The organism is Pseudomonas inefficax (assembly GCF_032164165.1).
GTDB lineage: Bacteria > Pseudomonadota > Gammaproteobacteria > Pseudomonadales > Pseudomonadaceae > Aquipseudomonas > Aquipseudomonas inefficax.
In genome coordinates this window covers 324,027-342,610 of the sequence record NZ_CP134401.1, presented here as the reverse complement: position 1 = coordinate 342,610, position 18,584 = coordinate 324,027, and the positions used below count along the sequence as shown (strand labels likewise).

24 protein-coding genes are annotated in these 18,584 nt (G+C 63.7%); 10 read left to right on the top strand and 14 right to left on the bottom strand.

Annotated features, from left to right (window positions below):
* Positions 1-5 precede the first annotated feature (5 nt).
* The 4 genes from RIN61_RS01570 to ribBA form a co-directional block, all read right to left on the bottom strand.
* Complete coding sequence (locus tag RIN61_RS01570) at positions 6-812, bottom strand: ABC transporter permease (RefSeq protein WP_112252750.1); 807 nt, start codon at positions 810-812, stop codon at positions 6-8.
* A 6-nt stretch (positions 813-818) separates the two neighbouring features.
* Positions 819-1,736, bottom strand: a complete 918-nt coding sequence (locus tag RIN61_RS01565) for an ABC transporter permease (RefSeq protein ID WP_015270844.1) — start codon at positions 1,734-1,736, stop codon at positions 819-821.
* Positions 1,733-2,758, bottom strand: a complete 1,026-nt coding sequence (locus RIN61_RS01560) for an ABC transporter substrate-binding protein (RefSeq protein WP_025339643.1) — start codon at positions 2,756-2,758, stop codon at positions 1,733-1,735. Before RIN61_RS01560 ends, RIN61_RS01565 begins: the two co-directional genes overlap by 4 nt.
* Before the next feature lie 330 nt (positions 2,759-3,088).
* On the bottom strand, positions 3,089-4,210 hold the full coding sequence (gene ribBA / locus RIN61_RS01555; protein ID WP_112252749.1) for a bifunctional 3,4-dihydroxy-2-butanone-4-phosphate synthase/GTP cyclohydrolase II: 1,122 nt from the start codon (positions 4,208-4,210) through the stop codon (positions 3,089-3,091).
* A gap of 78 nt (positions 4,211-4,288) precedes the next feature.
* Here ribBA and RIN61_RS01550 point away from each other — a divergent pair, with 78 nt between their 5' ends.
* Positions 4,289-4,582, top strand: coding sequence for a DUF1330 domain-containing protein (locus RIN61_RS01550; RefSeq protein ID WP_112252748.1), 294 nt, complete (start codon positions 4,289-4,291; stop codon positions 4,580-4,582).
* Positions 4,583-4,697: 115 nt separating this feature from the next.
* Here the strand turns inward: RIN61_RS01550 and RIN61_RS01545 are convergent, their stop codons facing one another.
* Complete coding sequence (locus RIN61_RS01545; protein ID WP_313855407.1) at positions 4,698-5,420, bottom strand: pirin family protein; 723 nt, start codon at positions 5,418-5,420, stop codon at positions 4,698-4,700.
* Positions 5,421-5,644: 224 nt separating this feature from the next.
* On the opposite strand from RIN61_RS01545, the gene RIN61_RS01540 reads away from it, so the two are divergent.
* From RIN61_RS01540 to RIN61_RS01535, 3 genes are read left to right on the top strand one after another with little or no spacing between them, the layout of a single operon-like run.
* Positions 5,645-6,265, top strand: a complete 621-nt coding sequence (locus RIN61_RS01540; protein WP_390899118.1) for a PAAR domain-containing protein — start codon at positions 5,645-5,647, stop codon at positions 6,263-6,265.
* Positions 6,174-6,515 (top strand): polymorphic toxin type 44 domain-containing protein, encoded by a 342-nt coding sequence (locus RIN61_RS26680; protein ID WP_390899117.1) that lies wholly within the window; start codon positions 6,174-6,176, stop codon positions 6,513-6,515. Before RIN61_RS01540 ends, RIN61_RS26680 begins: the two co-directional genes overlap by 92 nt.
* Positions 6,496-6,888 (top strand): hypothetical protein, encoded by a 393-nt coding sequence (locus tag RIN61_RS01535; RefSeq protein ID WP_313855405.1) that lies wholly within the window; start codon positions 6,496-6,498, stop codon positions 6,886-6,888. The genes RIN61_RS26680 and RIN61_RS01535 overlap by 20 nt, the downstream gene beginning before the upstream one ends.
* A 40-nt stretch (positions 6,889-6,928) precedes the next feature.
* On the opposite strand, the gene RIN61_RS01530 is transcribed toward RIN61_RS01535, so the two are convergent.
* Complete coding sequence (locus RIN61_RS01530; RefSeq protein ID WP_112252746.1) at positions 6,929-7,948, bottom strand: alpha/beta hydrolase; 1,020 nt, start codon at positions 7,946-7,948, stop codon at positions 6,929-6,931.
* Between the two features lie 146 nt (positions 7,949-8,094).
* On the opposite strand from RIN61_RS01530, the gene RIN61_RS01525 reads away from it, so the two are divergent.
* The 6 genes from RIN61_RS01525 (at position 8,095) to RIN61_RS01500 (ending at position 12,199) form a co-directional block, all read left to right on the top strand.
* The gene (locus tag RIN61_RS01525; protein WP_215520656.1) at positions 8,095-8,979 is read left to right on the top strand and encodes a LysR family transcriptional regulator; all 885 of its coding nucleotides are present in this window, start codon (positions 8,095-8,097) and stop codon (positions 8,977-8,979) included.
* 112 nt (positions 8,980-9,091) lie between these two features.
* Positions 9,092-9,493: a hypothetical protein gene (locus tag RIN61_RS01520; RefSeq protein WP_313855402.1), complete on the top strand. Its 402-nt coding sequence runs from the start codon at positions 9,092-9,094 to the stop codon at positions 9,491-9,493.
* Between the two features lie 80 nt (positions 9,494-9,573).
* A complete protein-coding gene (locus tag RIN61_RS01515) occupies positions 9,574-9,795 on the top strand; it encodes an MbtH family protein (RefSeq protein WP_003256222.1) in 222 nt (73 codons plus the stop codon).
* Positions 9,792-10,511, top strand: a complete 720-nt coding sequence (locus tag RIN61_RS01510) for a thioesterase II family protein (protein WP_112252743.1) — start codon at positions 9,792-9,794, stop codon at positions 10,509-10,511. The genes RIN61_RS01515 and RIN61_RS01510 overlap by 4 nt, the downstream gene beginning before the upstream one ends.
* 57 nt (positions 10,512-10,568) lie before the next feature.
* Positions 10,569-11,120 carry a hydrolase gene (locus RIN61_RS01505; RefSeq protein ID WP_112252742.1) on the top strand — a complete coding sequence of 184 codons (552 nt, stop codon included), beginning with the start codon at positions 10,569-10,571 and terminating at the stop codon, positions 11,118-11,120.
* A gap of 26 nt (positions 11,121-11,146) precedes the next feature.
* On the top strand, positions 11,147-12,199 hold the full coding sequence (locus RIN61_RS01500; RefSeq protein ID WP_207879596.1) for a DUF1615 domain-containing protein: 1,053 nt from the start codon (positions 11,147-11,149) through the stop codon (positions 12,197-12,199).
* A gap of 69 nt (positions 12,200-12,268) precedes the next feature.
* Here the strand turns inward: RIN61_RS01500 and RIN61_RS01495 are convergent, their stop codons facing one another.
* Genes RIN61_RS01495 through RIN61_RS01460 form a run of 8 tightly spaced genes read right to left on the bottom strand, consistent with a single transcriptional unit; the run spans position 12,269 to position 18,302 of the window.
* The gene (locus tag RIN61_RS01495; protein WP_313855399.1) at positions 12,269-13,132 is read right to left on the bottom strand and encodes a metal ABC transporter substrate-binding protein; all 864 of its coding nucleotides are present in this window, start codon (positions 13,130-13,132) and stop codon (positions 12,269-12,271) included.
* A complete protein-coding gene (locus tag RIN61_RS01490; protein ID WP_013973136.1) occupies positions 13,129-14,028 on the bottom strand; it encodes a metal ABC transporter permease in 900 nt (299 codons plus the stop codon). Before RIN61_RS01490 ends, RIN61_RS01495 begins: the two co-directional genes overlap by 4 nt.
* Positions 14,028-14,774: a metal ABC transporter ATP-binding protein gene (locus tag RIN61_RS01485; protein WP_112252738.1), complete on the bottom strand. Its 747-nt coding sequence runs from the start codon at positions 14,772-14,774 to the stop codon at positions 14,028-14,030. The genes RIN61_RS01490 and RIN61_RS01485 overlap by 1 nt, the downstream gene beginning before the upstream one ends.
* Complete coding sequence (locus tag RIN61_RS01480) at positions 14,771-15,673, bottom strand: metal ABC transporter substrate-binding protein (protein ID WP_025338673.1); 903 nt, start codon at positions 15,671-15,673, stop codon at positions 14,771-14,773. The genes RIN61_RS01485 and RIN61_RS01480 overlap by 4 nt, the downstream gene beginning before the upstream one ends.
* A gap of 16 nt (positions 15,674-15,689) precedes the next feature.
* A complete protein-coding gene (locus RIN61_RS01475; RefSeq protein ID WP_207879589.1) occupies positions 15,690-16,259 on the bottom strand; it encodes a DUF6162 family protein in 570 nt (189 codons plus the stop codon).
* The gene (locus tag RIN61_RS01470) at positions 16,256-16,576 is read right to left on the bottom strand and encodes a hypothetical protein (protein ID WP_112252736.1); all 321 of its coding nucleotides are present in this window, start codon (positions 16,574-16,576) and stop codon (positions 16,256-16,258) included. Before RIN61_RS01470 ends, RIN61_RS01475 begins: the two co-directional genes overlap by 4 nt.
* Entirely contained in the window at positions 16,573-17,112 is a 540-nt protein-coding gene (locus tag RIN61_RS01465) for a thiamine pyrophosphate-binding protein (protein ID WP_207879586.1), read from the bottom strand. The genes RIN61_RS01470 and RIN61_RS01465 overlap by 4 nt, the downstream gene beginning before the upstream one ends.
* Positions 17,109-18,302, bottom strand: a complete 1,194-nt coding sequence (locus RIN61_RS01460; RefSeq protein ID WP_112252734.1) for a PepSY-associated TM helix domain-containing protein — start codon at positions 18,300-18,302, stop codon at positions 17,109-17,111. The genes RIN61_RS01465 and RIN61_RS01460 overlap by 4 nt, the downstream gene beginning before the upstream one ends.
* Positions 18,303-18,584 lie beyond the last annotated feature (282 nt).

The window sequence follows — 18,584 nt, the reverse complement described above, 5'->3', positions numbered from 1 at the left end:
CGCGCTCAGGCGTTTTCGGTGCGCCGGCGCAAGGCGGCGGCAATGAACATGACAAGCAGCGACAGGCCGATCAGCAAGGTCGAGGCCACAGCGATGACCGGGCTGAGGTCCTGGCGCAGGGTGGTCCACATCTTCACCGGCAAGGTCTGCAGGTCGGGGCTGGCCATCATCACGCTCAGCACCACTTCATCCCATGAAACCAGGAAGGCGAACAGGCCGCCGGCGATCATCCCCGGGCGAATAGCCGGGAAGGTCACCTTGAAGATCGCCTGCAGGCGCGAGGCCCCGCAGATCACCGCGGCATCCTCGATCGACTGGTCGAACAGCTTCAGCGAGTTGATGATCGAGATGATGGTGAAGGGCAGGGCGACGATCACGTGGCTGGCCACGAAGGCGAACAGCGTGCCGGTGTAGCCAAGTTTGAGGAACAGCGCGTACACCGCCACGGCAATGATCACCAGCGGTACGATCATCGGCATGGTGAACAGCCCGTAAAGCAGCTCGCGGCCCGGGAAGCGGCCACGCACCAGGGCGAACGCGGTGGGCAGGCCAAGCAGCACGGCGGCGATGGTGGTCAGCACGGCCACCTTCAGGCTTGCCAGCGCGGCGTCCATCCACTCCGGGTTGGAGAAGAACTGGCCGTACCACTTGAATGTCCAGCCCGGTGGCGGGAACACCAGCCACTGCGACGAGCCGAACGACAGCAACACGATGAACACCACTGGCAGCAGCAGGAAGGCCGCGATAACCCCGGTGGTCAGGTACAGGCCCGTACGCAGCGGGCGGCCCATGGCATTGGGAGACAGGAGCATGGCGGTTTACCTCGCGTTGCCGACCGGGGATTCCGGCTGCAGCTTCAGGTACAGGTAGAAGAGCACCAGGGTGATCACCACCAGCAGTGCGGCGGCGGCACTGGCCAGGCCCCAGTTGAGGAACGACTGCACCTGTTGGATGATGAATTCGGGCAGCATCATGTTTTGCGCGCCACCCAGCAAGGCCGGGGTGACGTAGTAACCGAGCGACATCACGAACACCATCAGTGCCCCGGAGAACAGCCCCGAACGGCACAGCGGCAGGAACACCTTCCAGAAATTGGTCCACGGGCTGGCGCCGCAGATCGAGCCGGCCTGCAGCACCATCGGGTCGATGGCGTGCATGGTCGCCTGCAGCGGCAGCACGATGAAAGGGATCATGATGTAGCTCATGCCGATCACCACGCCGGTCAGGTTGTGCACCATTTCCAGCGGGGCATCGATGATGCCCATGGCCATCAACGCCTTGTTGATCACCCCCGAGCTCTGCAGCAGCACCAGCCACGAGTAGGTGCGCGCCAGCAGGCTGGTCCACATCGACAGCAGCACGATGTTCAGCAACCAGCGGCCCCAGCCCTTGGGCACCAGGGTAATTGCCCAGGCCAGCGGGAAGCCCAGCAGCACGCTGATCAGGGTGACCACGCCGGCCACCGAGAAGGTGTTGAACAGTACCCGCGCATAAGCCGAGTTGGCGAACAGCTGCTCGTAGTTGCCCAGGCCCGGCGTTGGCTCCAGCACCCCGCGCAGCAGCAGGCCGGCCAGCGGGGCAAAGAAGAACAGGCCAAGGAACAGCAGGGCCGGCAGCAAATTGCGGCTGCCTTTCCAGCGCTGGCTCAGGCTGACGCGGCGGGGGGCCGTTCCCGGGGCACCGGTGCCCGTGGGGGCACCTTGCGCGTTATGCAGGGCGTTGATGGCGACTTTCATTTGACCAACCACTCATTCCAGCGGGCTGCGATGGCCTGGCCGTTCTTGGCCCAGTAGGCGAAGTCGAGGGTGACCTGGTCCTGGGCGTAGGCGGTCGGCAGGTTCTGCGCCAGGTCTTTGTCCAGCTTGGCCACGCTGTCGACGTTCACCGGCGCGTAGGCGGTCTTGTTGGCGAACTCGGCCTGGCCTTCGGCGCTGCTGGCGTTGGCCAGGAACTTCATGGCAGCGTCCTTGTTCTTGGCACCTTTGGGGATGACCAGGAAGTCGGCCATGACCAGGTTCTGCTTCCAGCTCACGCCCACCGGTGCACCGTCTTGCTGCAAGGCATAGACGCGGCCGTTCCAGAACTGGCCGAGCGAGGCTTCACCCGAGGCCAGCAGTTGCTGCGACTGGGCTCCGCCGCCCCACCAGACGATGTCTTTCTTGATGGTGTCGAGCTTCTTGAAGGCGCGGTCCAGGTCCAGCGGGTAGAGCTTGTCGGGTGCTACGCCGTCGGCCAGCAGGGCCAGTTCCAGTACGCCCGGGCTGGGCCATTTGTACAGGGCACGCTTGCCGGGGTAGGTCTTGGTATCGAACAGTGCAGTCCAGTCCACCGGCTTGTTGGCGCCGAGTTTGCCTTCGTTGTAGCCGAGCACGAAGGAGAAGAAGAACGAGCCGACGCCATGATCGGAGACGAAGCGCGGGTCGATCTTGTCGCGCTTGATCTGGGTGAAATCGAGGGGTTCGAGCAGCCCTTCGCTGGCGGCACGCAGAGCAAAGTCGGCTTCGACGTCGACCACATCCCACTGCACGTTGCCGCTCTCGACCATGGCCTTGAGCTTGCCGTAGTCGGTAGGGCCGTCCTGGACGACCTTGATATCGGTAGCTTTGGTGAAGGGTGCGGCCCACGCTTCTTTCTGGGCGTCCTGGGTGGTACCGCCCCAGCTGACGAAGTTCAGGCTGTCGGCGGCCTGGGCGGCCTGACATGCCAGGGTCAGCAGGCTGGCGGACAGCACTGCGGTTACACGTTTGCTCAACAGCATGGTTACGCCCTCGTTGCTTTTTGTTATTCGAGGCGGGGCTTGTGGCGCGCCCGCCAATAGTGTTCGGGGAGCAGCTAAAACAAAGTGTCTTGTGGCCGTTTGTGATTGTAGATAGCGGCCTGCAGATTCAAGGTCTACGGGATATCATATTATGGTATTCCAAACTTTTCGCAAGAGGTATGAGGCTACCGGCCATCACTCCGTGCTTTCAGAAGCAGCGCGGGCCCTGTGGGAGCGGGTTCACCCGCGAATGCGATGGTGATGCCACCGGCGCATTCGCGGGTGAACCCGCTCCCACAGGGCCCGGCTAAATCAGTTGTTCATGGATTTTCAGCCGACCATTCCCGGCTCGAAGGGAATGCTCTGCACCACCTCCAGTTCATACCCCGCCAGCCCGGCATATTTCAGCGGCGGCCCCAGATGACGCAGCTTGCCCACGCCCAGGTCCTGCAAGATCTGCGCGCCGGTACCCACTTCCGAGTACACCTTCGATTGCCCACGCTGGTAAGGCCGCACCGGCTGGGTCAGCTGCGGCACGCGCTCAAGCAGCGCCTGCGAGGACTCATGGTTGGCCAGGATCACCACCACGCCGGCGCCTTCCTCGGCCACTTTCTGCAGCGCCGCCCAAAGCGTCCAGTTGGCGGGGCCGGCGTATTCGGCGCCAACCAGGTCGCGCAACGGGTCGATCACGTGCACCCGCACCAGGGTCGGCTGCTCGCGGCGGATATTGCCCATGACCATGGCCATGTGTACGCCACCTTCGATGCGGTCTTCATAGGTGACCAGGCGGAAGGTGCCGTGCACGGTGGGCAGTTCGCGTTCGCCGATGCGCTTGATGGTCTGCTCGGTGCTCAGGCGGTAGTGGATGAGGTCGGCGATGGTGCCGATCTTGATGCCATGTCGGGCAGCGAACACCTCCAGGTCCGGGCGGCGGGCCATGGTGCCGTCGTCGTTGAGCACTTCGACGATCACCGACGCCGGAGTGAACCCGGCCAGGCGCGCCAGGTCGCAGCCGGCTTCAGTATGGCCGGCGCGGGTCAGCACCCCGCCTTCGCGGGCGCGCAGGGGGAAGATGTGGCCGGGTTGCACCAGGTCTTCAGGGCGGGCACTGGGGGCCATGGCCGCCGCCACTGTACGCGCCCGGTCGGCAGCGGAAATACCGGTGGTAACGCCCGTGGCTGCCTCGATCGAAACAGTGAAGGCGGTGCTGAACACGCTGCCGTTGGCCGGCACCATCTGCTCCAGGCCCAGGCGTTGGCAGTGTTCGTCGGTCAGGGTCAGGCAGATCAGCCCGCGCGCTTCACGGGCCATGAAGTTGATGGCCTGGGCGTCGCAACGCTCGGCGGCGATCAGCAGGTCGCCTTCGTTTTCCCGGTCCTCGTCATCCACCAGCAGGACCATCTTGCCTTGCCGGTAGTCCTCGAGAAGTTCTTCGATGGTGTTGAAAGCCATGTTGCACGCTCACTGTGGCGGGGTGATTATTATGGTATACCATCATACACAATTATCGTCGTAACAGGAGAGGAGCGCATGAAGGCCTATTGGATCGCCCATGTGGACGTGACCGACCCCGAGCAATACCAGCAGTACACCCAGCGCGCCCCGGCTGCCTTCAAGGCATTCGGCGGCCGTTTCCTGGCCCGTGGCGGGCGTAGCGAGGCAGTGGAAGGGCGGCCTACCCCTCAGCGTAGCGTGGTGATCGAGTTCGATTCGTACGAGCAGGCGCTGGCGTGTTACCGGTCCGCGTTGTACCAGGAGGCTTGCAGCCATCGTCAGGGGGTGGCGAAGGCTGAGGTGATCATCGTCGAAGGGTTCGAGCCCTGAGTTGGATTTGCCGGCCTCTTCGCGGGTAAACCCGCTCCCACAGGGACGCCACAGATTCCAAAGACTGCGGTGTCCCTGTGGGAGCTGGTTTACCCGCGAAAGGGCCGGACCTGCCTTATGGCATGCCAGGTAGTTCATGCGGCCGCAGGTCAAACACCAGCACCTCGGCATCCACCCCATTGCCCAGCTCCAGCACTTGTTCCTGCCTCACCCGCACCCCATCCCCTTCATTCAACACTTGCCCATTGAGCTCGATGCTGCCCCGGGCCACATGCACATAAGCATGGCGGTTTTCCGGCAAGGTCAGGGTGGCACGCTCGTCACCGTCGAACAGACCGGCATGCACTCGCGCGTTCTGCCGCACCTGCAATGACCCCTCGGCGCCATCCGGCGAAATGATAAGGCGCAGCTTGCCGCGCTTTTCCTCGGCACTGAAATGCTGTTGCTGGTAACGCGGCGTGGCGCCTTGTACGTTCGGCACGATCCAGATCTGCAGGAAGTGCACCGGCTGCACCTGGCTGTGGTTGAACTCGCTGTGGGCCACGCCGTGGCCAGCGCTCATCAGCTGCACATCGCCCGGGCGGATCACCGAGCCGGTGCCCAGCGTGTCCTTGTGCTCCAGCGCGCCTTCCAGCACGTAGGAGAAAATTTCCATGTCGCGGTGCGGGTGTTGACCAAAGCCTTTGCCGGGGATGACGCGGTCGTCGTTGATCACCAGCAGGTCGGAAAAACCTTGCTCGTCCGGGTTGCGGTAGTGGCCGAAGGAGAAGGTGTGGAACGATTTCAGCCAGCCATGGAAGGCCAGGCCGCGGTCTTTGGCGCTACGGACGGTAAGCATGGTGATTCTCCTTGAATGCCGGGGCCGTTAGGGCTGCCGTGCTGTCTATGGAGATAACTTTATTGTCATCAGAAACCTTAAAAAACAGTGTCTTGTTGGAAATACTGTCTCTATATAGGTGACAGTAGATCGGGTATTTGTAGGGCAATTCTGAATTCTCCGCCGCTCGGTCTCTGTCCGTTTTACCGGTGATAGCGTCGAGGCTTTCATACAGGGAGTTGCTCATGACACGTATATCGATAAATGGCAAAGGACAGGCATTCGATGGAGACCTCACCACCACGGGGGCGGTTTGCATAGCTGGCAGTACGAGTTATCGGGGGAACAGTCAGCGTGCGCTGCGCCAAGGGGATGGGACGACTGAGTGCCCGGCATGCAAAAAGCCCGGCGTAATTGTTGAAGGACAGCCTTTCTTCAAAATCGAAGGCAAACCAGCCGTGGTAGATGGGGCGCTGGTCAAGTGTGGCTGTCCAGAGGGCAATAACCGGGTCGTGGCCACGGGAGGACCTGGCTTAGCGGCAAGCCCCTCGGCGACACAGCAGGCAAGCCAAGCGGCAACATCAGGTCAAGCCGGCTCGATTTCACCCATCAAAACTTCGCTAGCAGGAAATAAGCCGCAGCCTGTGATCTGCAAAGATCCTGACATGATGGAGCAGGTGGCCAGATACATCGCCGAGGAAATGAACCGCAACATCACACACCCATCCGTGCTGAAAATGCAGAAGCTGACTAGCTTTGACGCGGTAGAGGAACATGCAAAATTTAAAAAGCTCCCTTGGTATGCCCGTCTTAGGACGGGCAGGTGGCCTTTCAGAAAGTGTTCTTCTGGATGGCGCTGGGCTTGAGCAGATTGCATCAGACTCTATTCGGAAAGTTCAAAAGTGGGCTGAACGCAAGGGCCCCCATCGTTCTGCTGATATAGAAGGGCTACGGGCCTGGGATGACATAGGTGATCGTGTTGCTATCAGCATTGGCGTCAAACTGCATGAGCTGCACCCAAATGGTGGGATTACAGCCAAGATACTCATGGCCGAAGTGTTAGCATTGCCACGCTCAAGCTGGGGAGGTGCCGTAGTTGATCACGCCTGCAAATAAACCGAAACGGTATATCTGGCGCTGGGTAGTGGTGATAATGCTTACGCCTATCATCTTTTGGTATGTTGCCACACCGCAGGTGAGTTTTCATTTTTCTGACAAAGGCCAGGGGCGTCTCGGCTACATCTTGAATGTCCAGCACGATATATCAAAAGGTGAGATCTACCCGGGTGAAGCCACAGGAGGTGCAGGGCATATCTTCCCGAACGACCAGTTTTTCATGGAGTTGTATTGGAACAACCGTGGGAGATCGCACTGCATCCGGGCCAAACCCAGATGGCCAAGTATTGATATCTACATTGGGGCGGACGGTGCCATAGATAGCCGCACTGATAGCAGATTCATCGAAGCCTGCGGGCCATTTCCGCAATAGCAGCCAAAGACCCGCCTAGGCGGGTCTTGTGCTTATCGACTCACTGCAGATGCACTTTAAGTTCGGCGCTCGCCTGACGCATTGCCGCCTTGACCGCCGGCACCTGGCTCAGCGGGTTGAGCAAACCATAGTCATGAATCATCCCGTTGTACCGTACCGAGGTCACAGTCACACCGGCGGCATCAAGCTTGCGGGCATACGCCTCACCCTCATCCCGCAGCACATCGAATTCAGCGGTTTGCACCAGCGCCGGCGGCAGGCCCTTCAACTGTTCACTGCTGGCCCGCAGCGGCGAAGCGTAGATCTGCGCCCGGGCATTGGCGTCAGTGGTGTAGCTGTCCCAGAACCATTTCATCATCCCGGTGGTCAGGAAGTGCCCCTCGGCAAACTGCTTGTACGACGCGGTCTCGAAGCTGGCATCGGTCACTGGCCACAGCAGCAGCTGGAAGCGCAGGGCAGGGGTGCCGGCCTCTTTGGCCTTCAGCGCCACGACTGCCGCCATGTTGCCGCCGACGCTGTTGCCGGCCACGGCCAGGCGCTTGCCGTCCACGCCGATTTCCTTGCCGTGCTCGGCCACCCAGCGTGTGGCGGCGTAGGCCTGGTTGATCGCCGTCGGGTAGTGCGCTTCCGGCGATGGGGTGTAGTCGACGTAGACCGCCACTGCGCCAGAGCCAACCACCAGGTCGCGGATCAGCCGCTGGTGGGTCGGGAAGTCGCCGAGCACCCAGCCGCCGCCGTGGAAGAACATGAACACGGGCAACTCACCCTTCACATTGGCTGGGCGCACCACTTGCAGCTTGATTGACTCGCCGTTGGCCTTGATGGTGTGTTCCTTCACCTCGATACCGGAGAGGTCGACCTTGACCGATGCCTGGGCGCCGGTCAGCACGGCGCGGGCATCTTTCGGGCTGAGCTGTTCCAGTGGTTTGCCACCGCCTTGTTCCAGGGCTTCGAGGAAGGCCTGGGTGTGCTGTTCAATGCCCGGACTGCCAGCGGCGAAGGCGCTGGAAACGGACAGGGCCAGCAGGGAGGCGGTGAGGGCTTTGTGGACAATGTTCATGAGCGAATCCTTTTCCATGCAAGTGTTGGTAGTGGGCGTCTTGCCTGGCCTTCAGGGCCATCGCTGCGACCTGTGCGTAGATTAGGGAGATGCATCGATGGGAAAAAGCCGCTATAAAGCGTTTGACTGTCACCAAGAGCGAGACAATGAACCCGTACGAAGACATGCGCATCTTTGCCCAGGTGATGGAGGCCGGCAGTTTCACTGCTGCTGCCGACCGTCTGGGCATGTCCAAGCAATCGGTCAGCCGGCGCCTGATGCAGCTCGAAGAGCGCCTGGGTGTGCGCCTGCTCAACCGCTCCACCCGGCGCCTGGACGCCACGCCGCTGGGCCAGCACTACTACCAGTCGGCGCTGCGCCTGCTCGGCGAAGTGCAGCAGGTGGAGCACGAAATCAGCGGCCAGGCTCAGGCCTTGCGTGGCACCTTGCGCCTGAGTGCGCCGCTGTCGTTCGCCATGGCGCACCTGGGCTGCCTGCTGACCGAGTTTCTGCAGGTGCACCCGCAGGTGGATGTGGAAGTGGATTTGAGCGACCGCGCCGTGGACTTGATCGGCGAGGGCTATGACCTGGCGCTACGGATTGGCGCGCTGGAGGACTCCAGCCTGATTGCGCGGCGTATCGCCAGTGTCGAGCGCGTGTACTGCGCGAGCCCGGCGTACCTGGAAGCGCGGGGCGTGCCGGCCAGGCCGGAGCAGTTGGCCGGGCATGACTGCCTGCCGTATGGGCATTCGCGGCAGGTGCAGTGGCAGTTCAGCCAGGGAGGCAAGGCTCAGGCGATCCAGGTGGTCGGGCGGATGCGGGCGAACAATGGCGAGCTGCTCAGGGATGCCGCAATTGCCGGGATGGGGGTGACCTATCTGCCAACCTTCATCGTGGGGCAGGCGCTGGCGGATGGGCGGCTGGTGACAGTGCTGGATGAGTGGCGGCCGCCGGCGCTGCAGCTGTCGGCGGTGTACCCGCAGCACCGGCAGGTGGCTCGGCCGGTGCAGGGGTTTGTGAACTTCCTGCGTGAGCGGTTGGTGCAGCTCTGACCTTCGGTACCGAGTGGGCTTCTTCGCGGGTGAACCCGCTCCCACAGGTATTCCACAATACCCAAGCCCTGTGGTGACCCGCGAAGGGGCCGGTACAGGCTATGCTTGCACCATGAGCACACCACTCCCTTTGCGCCAACCTTGCCCTCCTGGCGCCTGCAACTGTGGCCGCGAACACCTGGCCGACCACCCGCAGGCAGCCCAACGCATCCTCCTGCTGACCCGTCAGGAAGAAAAGCGCCTGCTCGAACGCCTGGAAAACCTCAAGGACCTGGAAGACCTGCAACGCCTGCAGCAGCGGATGTACGAAAATCTCGGCATCCGCCTGCACATCGCCCCCGGTTTCAACGAGGTACGCACCATGCGCGGCATCGTCATCGAACTGGATGATCAGCCCGGGCTGTGCCGCAAGACCCGGCAGTCGATCCCGGCGGCGATCCGCCGTGGGCTGGAGCGCAACCCGCAGGTAGCCTTCCGCTTGCTCGATACCCACGACCTGCTGCGTGACACCTGAATACCTGCCCGCGTCAGGCCCACTAATTTTTTCGCCCCATGCTACGTCTACTTTGAATCCATCACTCAAGGAGACAGGCAATGACTTCCGTTTTCGACCGCGACGATATCCAGTTTCAGGTAGTGGTCAACCACGAAGAGCAATACTCGATCTGGCCCGATTACAAAGCCATCCCCAACGGCTGGCGTGCCGTAGGCAAGAGCGGCCTGAAGAAGGACTGCCTGGCCTACATCGATGAGGTCTGGACCGACATGCGCCCGCTGAGCCTGCGCCAGAAAATGGCCGAAGCCGCCGCCCAGTGACTGCATTGAACCTGCTGTGCCTGCCGTATTCCGGGGCCAGCGCCATGGTCTACAGCCGCTGGCGGCGCAAGCTGCCGACATGGCTGCAGGTACGCCCGGTGGAGCTGCCCGGGCGTGGTGCGCGCATGGCCGAACCACTGCACACCGACATGCAGGCCCTGGCCCGTCAACTGGCTGCCGAACAGCGCCTGGCGGCCAGCACCCCCTACGCGCTGCTCGGCCATAGCCTGGGCGCCTTGCTGGCGTTTGAACTTGCCCATGAGCTGCAAGCGCTGGGTTGCCCGGCGCCACTGGCCCTGTTCGCCTGCGGCACCGCAGCGCCAACCCGCCGCGAGGACTACGACGGCAAGAACTGGCGCGAGCCAAAGAGCGACGCCGAGTTGATCGGCGAGTTGCGCGAGCTTCAGGGCACGCCCGAGGAAGTGCTGGCCAACGCCGAACTGATGAGCCTGACCTTGCCCACCCTGCGTGCCGACTTCCTGCTGTGCGGTACTTACGCCTACCGCCAGCGGCAGGCCTTGCAGTGCCCGCTGCACGTGTTGGGCGGCATGCAGGACCGCGCCAGTGACGAGCAGTTGCAGGCCTGGCGCAAGGAAACCCACGGGGCGTTCTCGCTGCAGATGTTCCCCGGCGGCCACTTCTTCATCCACGAGCAGGAGGACCGGGTGCTCGCTGCGCTGACCGCGTCGCTGCAACCGCTTCGGCTGTCCGCCTGATTGACGTCACCGCTTGCCTGGGGGAGGCTAGGCCTTTTCCCAGGCAAGAGGCAGACAATGCTGATCGATCCCCACAAGGCCACGCTGCTGGTCGTCGACATCCAGGAAAAACTCATCGGCGCCATGAGCGACCCTGAAGGCACCCGCGCGCGGGCCCGCTGGTTGCTGGCGGCGACGAACGAGCTGGAACTGCCGACGGTGATTTCCGAGCAGTACCCCAAGGGCCTGGGCCATACCTTGGCCGAACTGCTGGCCGCGGCGCCGACCGCCGAGGTGGTGGAGAAAAGCCATTTTTCCTGCGTGGCCGCCGAGTGCCTGCCAGCAAGTTTGATGGCGCGTGAGCAAGTGATTGTCTGTGGCATGGAAACCCATGTCTGTGTGCTGCAGACCGTGCTCGGCCTGCTGGTACTGGGCAAGCAGGTGTTCGTGGTCGAGGATGCCTGCGACAGCCGTACACCGGCGAGCAAGGCCGCAGGGCTGGCGCGCATGCGGGCCGCGGGGGCGCAGGTGGTGACCCGCGAAATGGTCTTGTTCGAACTCATGGGCAGTGCCAGCCACCCGCTGTTCCGGCACATCAGCAAGACTTACCTGGTCGGTGAACAGCCCTGAACGGCCGGTTACTGGCTGCCGGGTTGATGGCCCTGGCGCTGCTGCAAGGCTGCGCCGGGCGCCGCGAGGAAGCACCCGAGGCGGACCCGGCCAAGGTCCGCGCCCAACTGCTGCGGCTGTTGCCCGCCCAGGCCAAGGACCGCGAGGGCTGGGCGCGGGACATTCAGGTGGCGTTCGAGGCCCAGCGTATTGCCCCCAGCAAGAGCAACCTGTGTGCGGTGCTGGCGGTGACCGAGCAGGAATCGACCTTCAATGCCGACCCGCAGGTGCCCAACCTGGGGCGTATCGCCCGGGAGGAAATCGACCGCCGCGCCGCGCGCCTGCACATCCCCAAGCTGCTGGTTGATGGTGCACTGAAGACGCCGTCGGGTAATGGCAAGAGCTACCAGCAACGTCTGCAGGCGGTGCGCAGCGAGAAGCAGTTGAGCGAACTGTATGATGAAGTCATCGCTCGCGTGCCGCTGGGCAAGACCTTGCTGGGCGGGCTGAACCCGGTGCATACCGGCGGGCCGATGCAGGTCAGTATCGACTTTGCCGAAAAGCATGCGCGGGATTACCCCTACAGCCACGACGGCAGCATTCGCCAGGAAGTGTTCACCCGGCGCGGCGGCATGTATTTCGGGATCGCCCACTTGCTAGGCTATTCGGCCAACTACGATCGCCAACTGTACCGCTTTGCCGATTTCAACGCGGGCTGGTACGCCAGCCGCAATGCGGCATTCCAGGCGGCGCTGAGCAAGGTGACGGGGGTGACGCTGGCGCTGGATGGCGACTTGGTGGCGCCGGGTTCGATCATGCCCGGGACCACTGAAAAGGCGGCACGCAAACTGGGAACGAAGCTGGGCCTGCGCAACCCGCAGATCCGCAGCCAGCTGGAGGAGGGTGACAGCCTGGCCTTCGAGGACAGCAAGCTGTACAGCGGGGTGTTCGCCCTGGCCGATGCCGCGGCCGGCAAGCCGGTGCCACGGGCGGTGCTGCCAGGGATCGAGCTGAAAAGCCCGAAAATTACCCGCAAGCTGACCACGGCGTGGTTTGCCGGGCGGGTGGACGAGCGTTATCAGCGGTGCATGAAGCGTTAATGGTGGCCTGGCCGGCAAGCACGCTCCTACACAGGGACCGTGCAGGCCTGTGGGACTGCGAGGAGAACATCAGCTTTCGCCCAGAGCGGCAACTACCTGATCCACACTGGCCTTCAATCCCGCAAACGCATCCTCAGGGTCACTCTCCAGCACCACCAGCTTTGCCCCTGCTGCCTTTATCACCTCAACAACTGCCGGCTCTGGCTGCCGATGGTCCAGCACCAGCGCCACATCCTGCGCCTTCAGGTTATCCCCCAGCGCCTTCAGCGCAGCCGCATCCCACTCGGCCGGCAGCGGTTGCTCGACCACATCCAGGTTCAACCCGCTGGCCAGGTAACCCAGCCGCTCCGACAGGCTCACCACCGTCAGGTTGTCGACCTTCGCCAATCGTGTCTGGCTGCTGGCCGAAAGCTCCAGCAGCTGGCGTTTGAGCCCGGCCAGGTTACCCTGGATCTTCGCCTTGTCGTCCGGTGCCAAGCGCTCCAGGTCATTGGCTACCACGTCGGCCATGCGCCCCAGGTTGGTCGGGTTGAGCCAGGGGTAGGCGCCATAGGCCTCGTCGCCGTTCACCGCAATACCCGGCAGCGCGCCATCCACCGGCCGTGCAGCGTCGATCTCGACGATGCGGATATTGCTGCGCCGGGCCATCGGGTACAGCGGGTCGTCACGCCAGATCGAGCGCACGCCGATTACCGCGTCGGCCCGCTGTGCCGCCTTGTGCAGGCTGGCGCCACCGCGCCCGCTGAAATAGGACGGTTGGCGGCTGGCAGGCAGGTTGGCGGGCGCTGCACGTTCGAGCTGTACCGTGGTGCCCTCGAGCAGGGCACTGGCCAGGCTGTGGGTGACGGGCAGGGTGGTCAGCACTTGCGTAGCGAAAGACAGCGACGGCAGGCCGGCCAGGGCCAGCGCCAGGGTCAGGCGTTTCAGGTTCATGCCGGGTTTCCTTGCAGGCGGGGGACGAGGGCGCGGGCCAGCGCCGCCAGGGCGAAGCAGATGCCGGCGACCAGGATGATCGCGGCGCCGGAGGGCACCGGCAGGTCGAAAACGATTGGCAGCAGGATTCCGAGCAGCGTGCTCAGCGTGGCGATCAGCACCGACAGGAAGAAAAAGCCCTTCAGCGACTGGCTGACCAAGCGTGCGGCAGCAGCGGGAATCACCAGCAACGCCCCGACCAGGATCGCCCCGATCACCTTCACCGAGGCCACCGTGACCAGGGTCACCAGCACCACGAACAGGTAGTCCAGGGTTTTCACCGCTACCCCGCGCACGGCCGCCAGTTGTGGGTTGAAACTGGCCAGCATGATGCGGTTGTACAGCGGCACGGCCAATGCCAGCACCAGCACCGCGACGATGCCCAACACCACCAGGTCCTGGCCGCTGACGGTCAGCACCGAGCCGAACAGCACGTTCTCTAGGATGTGCACGTTGATCTTGCCCGCCAGCATCAGCAGCAGGCTCGCGCCCAGCGCCAGCGACACCGACAGGAACACGCCGATCAGTGTGTCCGGCGACAGCCCGGTGCGGTTGCGCAGGAAGTTGAGCAAGATGCCGAACAGCAGGCAGTAGCCGAACAGGCTGCCGTAGGGGCCGGTGTAGGGCTCGCCCAGCAGGATGCCGATGGCCACGCCGGTCAGCGCGGCATGGCCGACCGCCTCGGAGAAGAAGGCAAAACGCTTGACCACCACCAGGGTGCCCAGGCCGCCCAGCACCGGGCCGATCATCAAACCGGCCAGTAAAGCGTTGACCACGAAGCCGTAGGCCAGCGCCTCGGGCAGGTAGCCGGCAGTGGCCCAGTCCTGGACCGTTTGCCGAAAGATTTCAAAACTCATCAGGCAAGGCTCTCGCTACGCGGGTGAACGGAGAACAGGCCGAGCAGGCGCTCCGGGGTCAGGGCCTGGGCGGGTGGGGCGTCGAACAGTACCTGGCGGCTCAGGCCGGTAACCCGGTCGGCCAGGCGCATCACGGCCTCCAGGTCGTGTTCGATCCACAGCACGGTGGTGCCGGCCTGGCGCCAGCCTCGCAGCAGTTGTTCGAACACCTGGATGCCGGCTTCGTCCAGGGCCGACATCGGTTCGTCCAGCACCAGCAGTTGCGGCTCGGGGATCAGGCCTTGGGCCAGCAGCACGCGTTGGCGTTCGCCACCGGAAAGCGCGCCCATGCGCCGTTTGCGCTTGTCGAGCATGCCGACCCGCGCCAGGGCCGCGTCGATGGCCGGCTGCACCCGGCGCGACAGGCCGAGGAAGGCGGGGCGGCGCTGGCACATGGCAGCCATGAAGTCGTCGACGGTCATCGGCAGGCCACGGTCGAACTCCAGCGCCTGCGGCACATAGCCGATCACTTCGCGTTCGCCGGGCCAGTGCAGGGTCAGCTGGCCCTGGTGCGGCATCTGCCCAAGCAGGGTCTTGATCAGCGAGCTCTTGCCGCCGCCGTTGGGGCCGACGATGGCGTGCACGCTGCCGGCGGCGACGTTGAAGCTGACCTGTTCGAGGATGCGGGTGCGGCCCAGGGTCAGGTCGATGCCGGCGAACTCGATGCGCGGCCCGCAGGCCGTCACCAGGTTGGCGGCGGCGGTCATGCGCGGTTCTCCTGGATGGCGCGGACCACGGTATCGAGGTTGCGCTTCATCTCCACTTCGTACTTGTCCTTGGTGTATTCACCGTAGGAAATGTGCGTCAGCGGGTACAGGCGCACGCCGGATTCACGCTGGATGGTTTCGACATAGGCCGACGGGAAGTCCATTTCCGAGAAGATCACCCGCACGTCCAGCGCCTTGAGCTGGTCGATGGTCTTCTTCAACTGGGCAGGGCTGGGTTCGATGCCATGGGCTGGCTCGACCACCGCAGTCACCTCCAGGCCGAAGTCACGCACCAGGTAGTCGTAGGCGGCATGGATGGTGGCGACCCGGAAGGTGGCGCTGGGCGCCTCGGTGACCTTGGCCAGCGCGTCGGCACGCAGTGTGCGCAGGCGCTTGGCATAGGCGCGAGCGTTTTGCGTGTACAGCTTGGCGTTGTCCGGGTCGAGCTTGCCCAGTTCGCGGGCGATGTTGTTGACCTGGGCGATGGTGGTGCTGATCGACAGGAAGGTGTGCGGGTTGACCACCTTGCCGGCGCCGCGGGCGGCAATGCCGGTGGCCGCCAGCAACGGCACGTTCTGGTTGGCCTCGATAGTGTTGATGCCGGGCTTTTCGCTGGCGGCGATCATGCGGTCGGCGAAATCGTCATGGCCGACGCCGTTGAGTACCACCACATCCAGCGTGCCGATGCGCTTGATGTCCTCGGCCCGTGGCTCGTAGGCATGGGGGTTGAACCCCGCCGGAATCAGCGGCACCACTTCGGCCTTGTCGCCGACGATGTTGCTCACATAGCTGTAGTAGGGGTGCAGGGTAATGCCGATACGCAGGGGCTTGCCGTTATCGGCCAGGGCCTGTGCCGGCAGGGCTAGGGCCAGGAGCAGGGCGAGGGCGGAGCGGAGCATGGGGGAGTCCTTGGGTTCAGTGACGGTGTTCGCGGGTGACCCCGGCGTCGTAATGGCTGACCACCTGCTGCCAGCCGGCGGCGATCAGGGCGGCCTGGCCGAGGTCGTCCGGGGGCACGGCGGCGCTGTCGCGGCGCAGCCAGACATCGGCCTGAGCGGTGCTGTCGGCCGGCAGGATCAGCAGCAGGCTGCCGGCCACTGCCGGGGCCTGGCTGCGGCCAAGGTAGGCGCCGGGCTCCAGCCACGACCATTGGTGGCTGCCGCGGCTCTGGCTGCCGGCATCGACCACGAACGGCGGCAGGCCTTCCTCGGCCAGAGCCTGCACGCTGGGCGCGGCGGCGGTTTCCTCACGCAGCAGCTGGATTTCGTCGAAGGCCACCCGCAGGTCGGTATACAGGCCTTGCTCGGCGGCGGTGAGGTCGCGACGGGCGTCGATCTGGTGGCTGGCGATGGCCTGTTCATCCTCGCGTTCGCCGCGCAGCAGCACCACGCTGGTGGCGAGTACCACGATCAGCAGGCTGACCAGCAGCACGTAGAGGGTTTCGTGCCCGGCACCGGCCGGGCGAATCACTTGGGCGCGGCTCATGGCTGGGCGATATCAGCGTAGTCGACTTCCACCACGTGCCCGGGGCCGGCATCGAACAGCACATAGAACTCACCATCCGGTCGCTTGAAGGTCAGGGTCGAGTCATCACCGAGCTTGCCGCCGACCAGCACCTGTTCGTCGTAGCCGATCACATCCAGGGTTACCCCGGGGGCACCGCTGCCGTCCGAGAAGCCGCCGGTGCATTTGACCTGGCCGCCAGGCAGCTCTTCGCATTCGCACATCGGGTTGTGCGCCAGGGCCGGGCCGGCGGCCAGCACCAGCAAGGGCAGGGCGAGGGTGCGCAACAGATGTTTCATTTCTTGCCTCCTTGTTTCTCGAGCCAGGCCACGGTGGCTGGCGATGCCTTGGCCAGGGGGACCGACGCCTGGTACATGCTGCCGTCCCAGCCTTCCAGCGTGATCCAGACCTGCGCGTCGGGCTTGGTGCGTGGCGGGATCGGCAACGAGGTGCCCATGTTGTACGGCGCACCGAAGAAAATCGTGCCGGCGGCGCGCAGGCTGCGCGGTTTGCCGATGCGCAGGTAGGCCGCCTTGACGCCGTTGACGCAGGCCTTGCACAGCGAAGCATTGAAGACCTTGAAGTGGCCGGCCGGGCCGTCGGCGCGGGGGTGCTCGTCACGCATCTCGGCCAGGTCCAGGGTATAGGGGCCGACCTGGATGTCATTGACCACATTGGCGCCGAGCCCCGCTTCGCCGCGGAACAGCTTGGCGTCGGCGAAGTACTTGGGCATGAAGCCCAGCGGGATGAGGATCAGCAGGATGTTCAGGTGAAAGCGCCATTTCAGCCACAGTTGCTTGCGCGGGCTGACGGGCACGGCTTGGGCCTGGCTCATGGGCGGATCTCCACGATGGGTTCATTACGCGCCAGGCGCGGCGTGCGCTCGCTGCGCTTGAGGGCGGCGGCGGTGGCCTGGGCGGTGCGTTTGGTCCAGATCAGCAAGCCGCTGAACACCATCAGGGTGAGGACCAGGCCGAAGAAGAACCACACCAGCTTGATCGGCAGGCCGCCGAAATCGCCGGTATGCAGCGGGCGCATGGACTCGGTGACGAACTCCAGGGCGGAGCGGTCGCTGATCAGGAACTGGCTGTCGACATTACGCGTGTACGGGTTTACCGAGGCGCTCTGGAACATCAGCGGATACCAGCCTGGCCCCGCCAGGGTGATGTGGCTGTAGGCGGTGGCTGGCAGCGAGATGAAGTTGATCTCCAGCCCTGGCACCGCCAGGCCGGCGATGCGTGCTGCTTCATCCAGGTCGATGCGCGCTGCCGGGCTGCCATTCGGGGTTTGCGGCACATCCTCACGGGCGATCACCGGCACGATGGGCCGGCTGGATATGGTGATGTGGTTGTCGGCCAGGATCGCCTGGATCAGGAACCAGGTGCCGGTGATGGATATGACGGCAATGAACCAGATCGACCAGACCCCGGCCAGGCGGTGCAGGTCGCCCCAGAAAATCCGCGAACCATGGCCGGTGCGCACCGGCTTGAAAAAGCCCTTCCAGAACTTCTTGTACACCACCAGGCCGGTGACCAGCGAAGCCAGCATGGGCAGGCCGAGCAGCGACACCAGGTACCAGCCCCAACTGAAACCGTTGGTGAACGGCACCAGCCACCAGCCGTGCAGGGCGCGGGTGAAGGCTTCGAAGTTGAAGTCTGGAGTCTTGCCCTGAATGGCCCCGGTGTAGGGGTTTACATACAACGTCGGGCTGGTGCCGTCAGGCAGGGTGACATTGGCTTTGACTGCGAAGTGCGAACCGTCGGGCTGGTTGAGCCGCTCCACCACCATGTCCGGCTCGGCCTTGTGCAGGGCATCCAGTACCTGCTGGAAGCTCAGGCGTTCGGCGTCGGCGTCGGGCTTGTTGGCCCGCACGGCCGGGTCGGCCAGCCAGACGATTTCCTGGCTGACCACGGCGAGCATGCCGGTGAAGCAGACGATCAGGACAAAGAACCAGATCGGCAAGGCGAGCCAGCTGTGGACCAGGAACCACAGCCTGGATTTGGATTTTTTCGGTGATTTGGCCATCTGACGGTCTTCTGCAATGGGGAGTCGAGCGTGTGCCCAGCCAAAGAGGGGCTGTATTGATAAGGACGAATGAGAATCGAAAACCTGCCGTTTTAAATGCAAGTAAATGTTTCAGGATGCAAAGGAACCTGAAATCTGGCGCGATCCTGTAGGAGCGGCCTTGTGTCGCGAAAGGGCTGCGCAGCAGCCCCAGGGTTTCAGCGCAGGTGCACAAATTGCCGGGGCTGCTTTGCAGCCCTTTCGCGACACAAGGCGGCTCCTACAGGCCCTGTACATGCCTTG

Coding starts and splice junctions, on each gene's coding strand:
- RIN61_RS01570 (WP_112252750.1), bottom strand. CDS start 812: ATGCTCCTGTCTCCCAATGCCATGGGCCGCCCGCTGCGTACGGGCCTG.
- RIN61_RS01565 (WP_015270844.1), bottom strand. CDS start 1,736: ATGAAAGTCGCCATCAACGCCCTGCATAACGCGCAAGGTGCCCCCACG.
- RIN61_RS01560 (WP_025339643.1), bottom strand. CDS start 2,758: ATGCTGTTGAGCAAACGTGTAACCGCAGTGCTGTCCGCCAGCCTGCTG.
- ribBA (WP_112252749.1), bottom strand. CDS start 4,210: ATGGCTTTCAACACCATCGAAGAACTTCTCGAGGACTACCGGCAAGGC.
- RIN61_RS01550 (WP_112252748.1), top strand. CDS start 4,289: ATGAAGGCCTATTGGATCGCCCATGTGGACGTGACCGACCCCGAGCAA.
- RIN61_RS01545 (WP_313855407.1), bottom strand. CDS start 5,420: ATGCTTACCGTCCGTAGCGCCAAAGACCGCGGCCTGGCCTTCCATGGC.
- RIN61_RS01540 (WP_390899118.1), top strand. CDS start 5,645: ATGACACGTATATCGATAAATGGCAAAGGACAGGCATTCGATGGAGAC.
- RIN61_RS26680 (WP_390899117.1), top strand. CDS start 6,174: ATGCAAAATTTAAAAAGCTCCCTTGGTATGCCCGTCTTAGGACGGGCA.
- RIN61_RS01530 (WP_112252746.1), bottom strand. CDS start 7,948: ATGAACATTGTCCACAAAGCCCTCACCGCCTCCCTGCTGGCCCTGTCC.
- RIN61_RS01525 (WP_215520656.1), top strand. CDS start 8,095: ATGAACCCGTACGAAGACATGCGCATCTTTGCCCAGGTGATGGAGGCC.
- RIN61_RS01520 (WP_313855402.1), top strand. CDS start 9,092: ATGAGCACACCACTCCCTTTGCGCCAACCTTGCCCTCCTGGCGCCTGC.
- RIN61_RS01515 (WP_003256222.1), top strand. CDS start 9,574: ATGACTTCCGTTTTCGACCGCGACGATATCCAGTTTCAGGTAGTGGTC.
- RIN61_RS01505 (WP_112252742.1), top strand. CDS start 10,569: ATGCTGATCGATCCCCACAAGGCCACGCTGCTGGTCGTCGACATCCAG.
- RIN61_RS01500 (WP_207879596.1), top strand. CDS start 11,147: ATGGCCCTGGCGCTGCTGCAAGGCTGCGCCGGGCGCCGCGAGGAAGCA.
- RIN61_RS01495 (WP_313855399.1), bottom strand. CDS start 13,132: ATGAACCTGAAACGCCTGACCCTGGCGCTGGCCCTGGCCGGCCTGCCG.
- RIN61_RS01490 (WP_013973136.1), bottom strand. CDS start 14,028: ATGAGTTTTGAAATCTTTCGGCAAACGGTCCAGGACTGGGCCACTGCC.
- RIN61_RS01485 (WP_112252738.1), bottom strand. CDS start 14,774: ATGACCGCCGCCGCCAACCTGGTGACGGCCTGCGGGCCGCGCATCGAG.
- RIN61_RS01480 (WP_025338673.1), bottom strand. CDS start 15,673: ATGCTCCGCTCCGCCCTCGCCCTGCTCCTGGCCCTAGCCCTGCCGGCA.
- RIN61_RS01475 (WP_207879589.1), bottom strand. CDS start 16,259: ATGAGCCGCGCCCAAGTGATTCGCCCGGCCGGTGCCGGGCACGAAACC.
- RIN61_RS01470 (WP_112252736.1), bottom strand. CDS start 16,576: ATGAAACATCTGTTGCGCACCCTCGCCCTGCCCTTGCTGGTGCTGGCC.
- RIN61_RS01465 (WP_207879586.1), bottom strand. CDS start 17,112: ATGAGCCAGGCCCAAGCCGTGCCCGTCAGCCCGCGCAAGCAACTGTGG.
- RIN61_RS01460 (WP_112252734.1), bottom strand. CDS start 18,302: ATGGCCAAATCACCGAAAAAATCCAAATCCAGGCTGTGGTTCCTGGTC.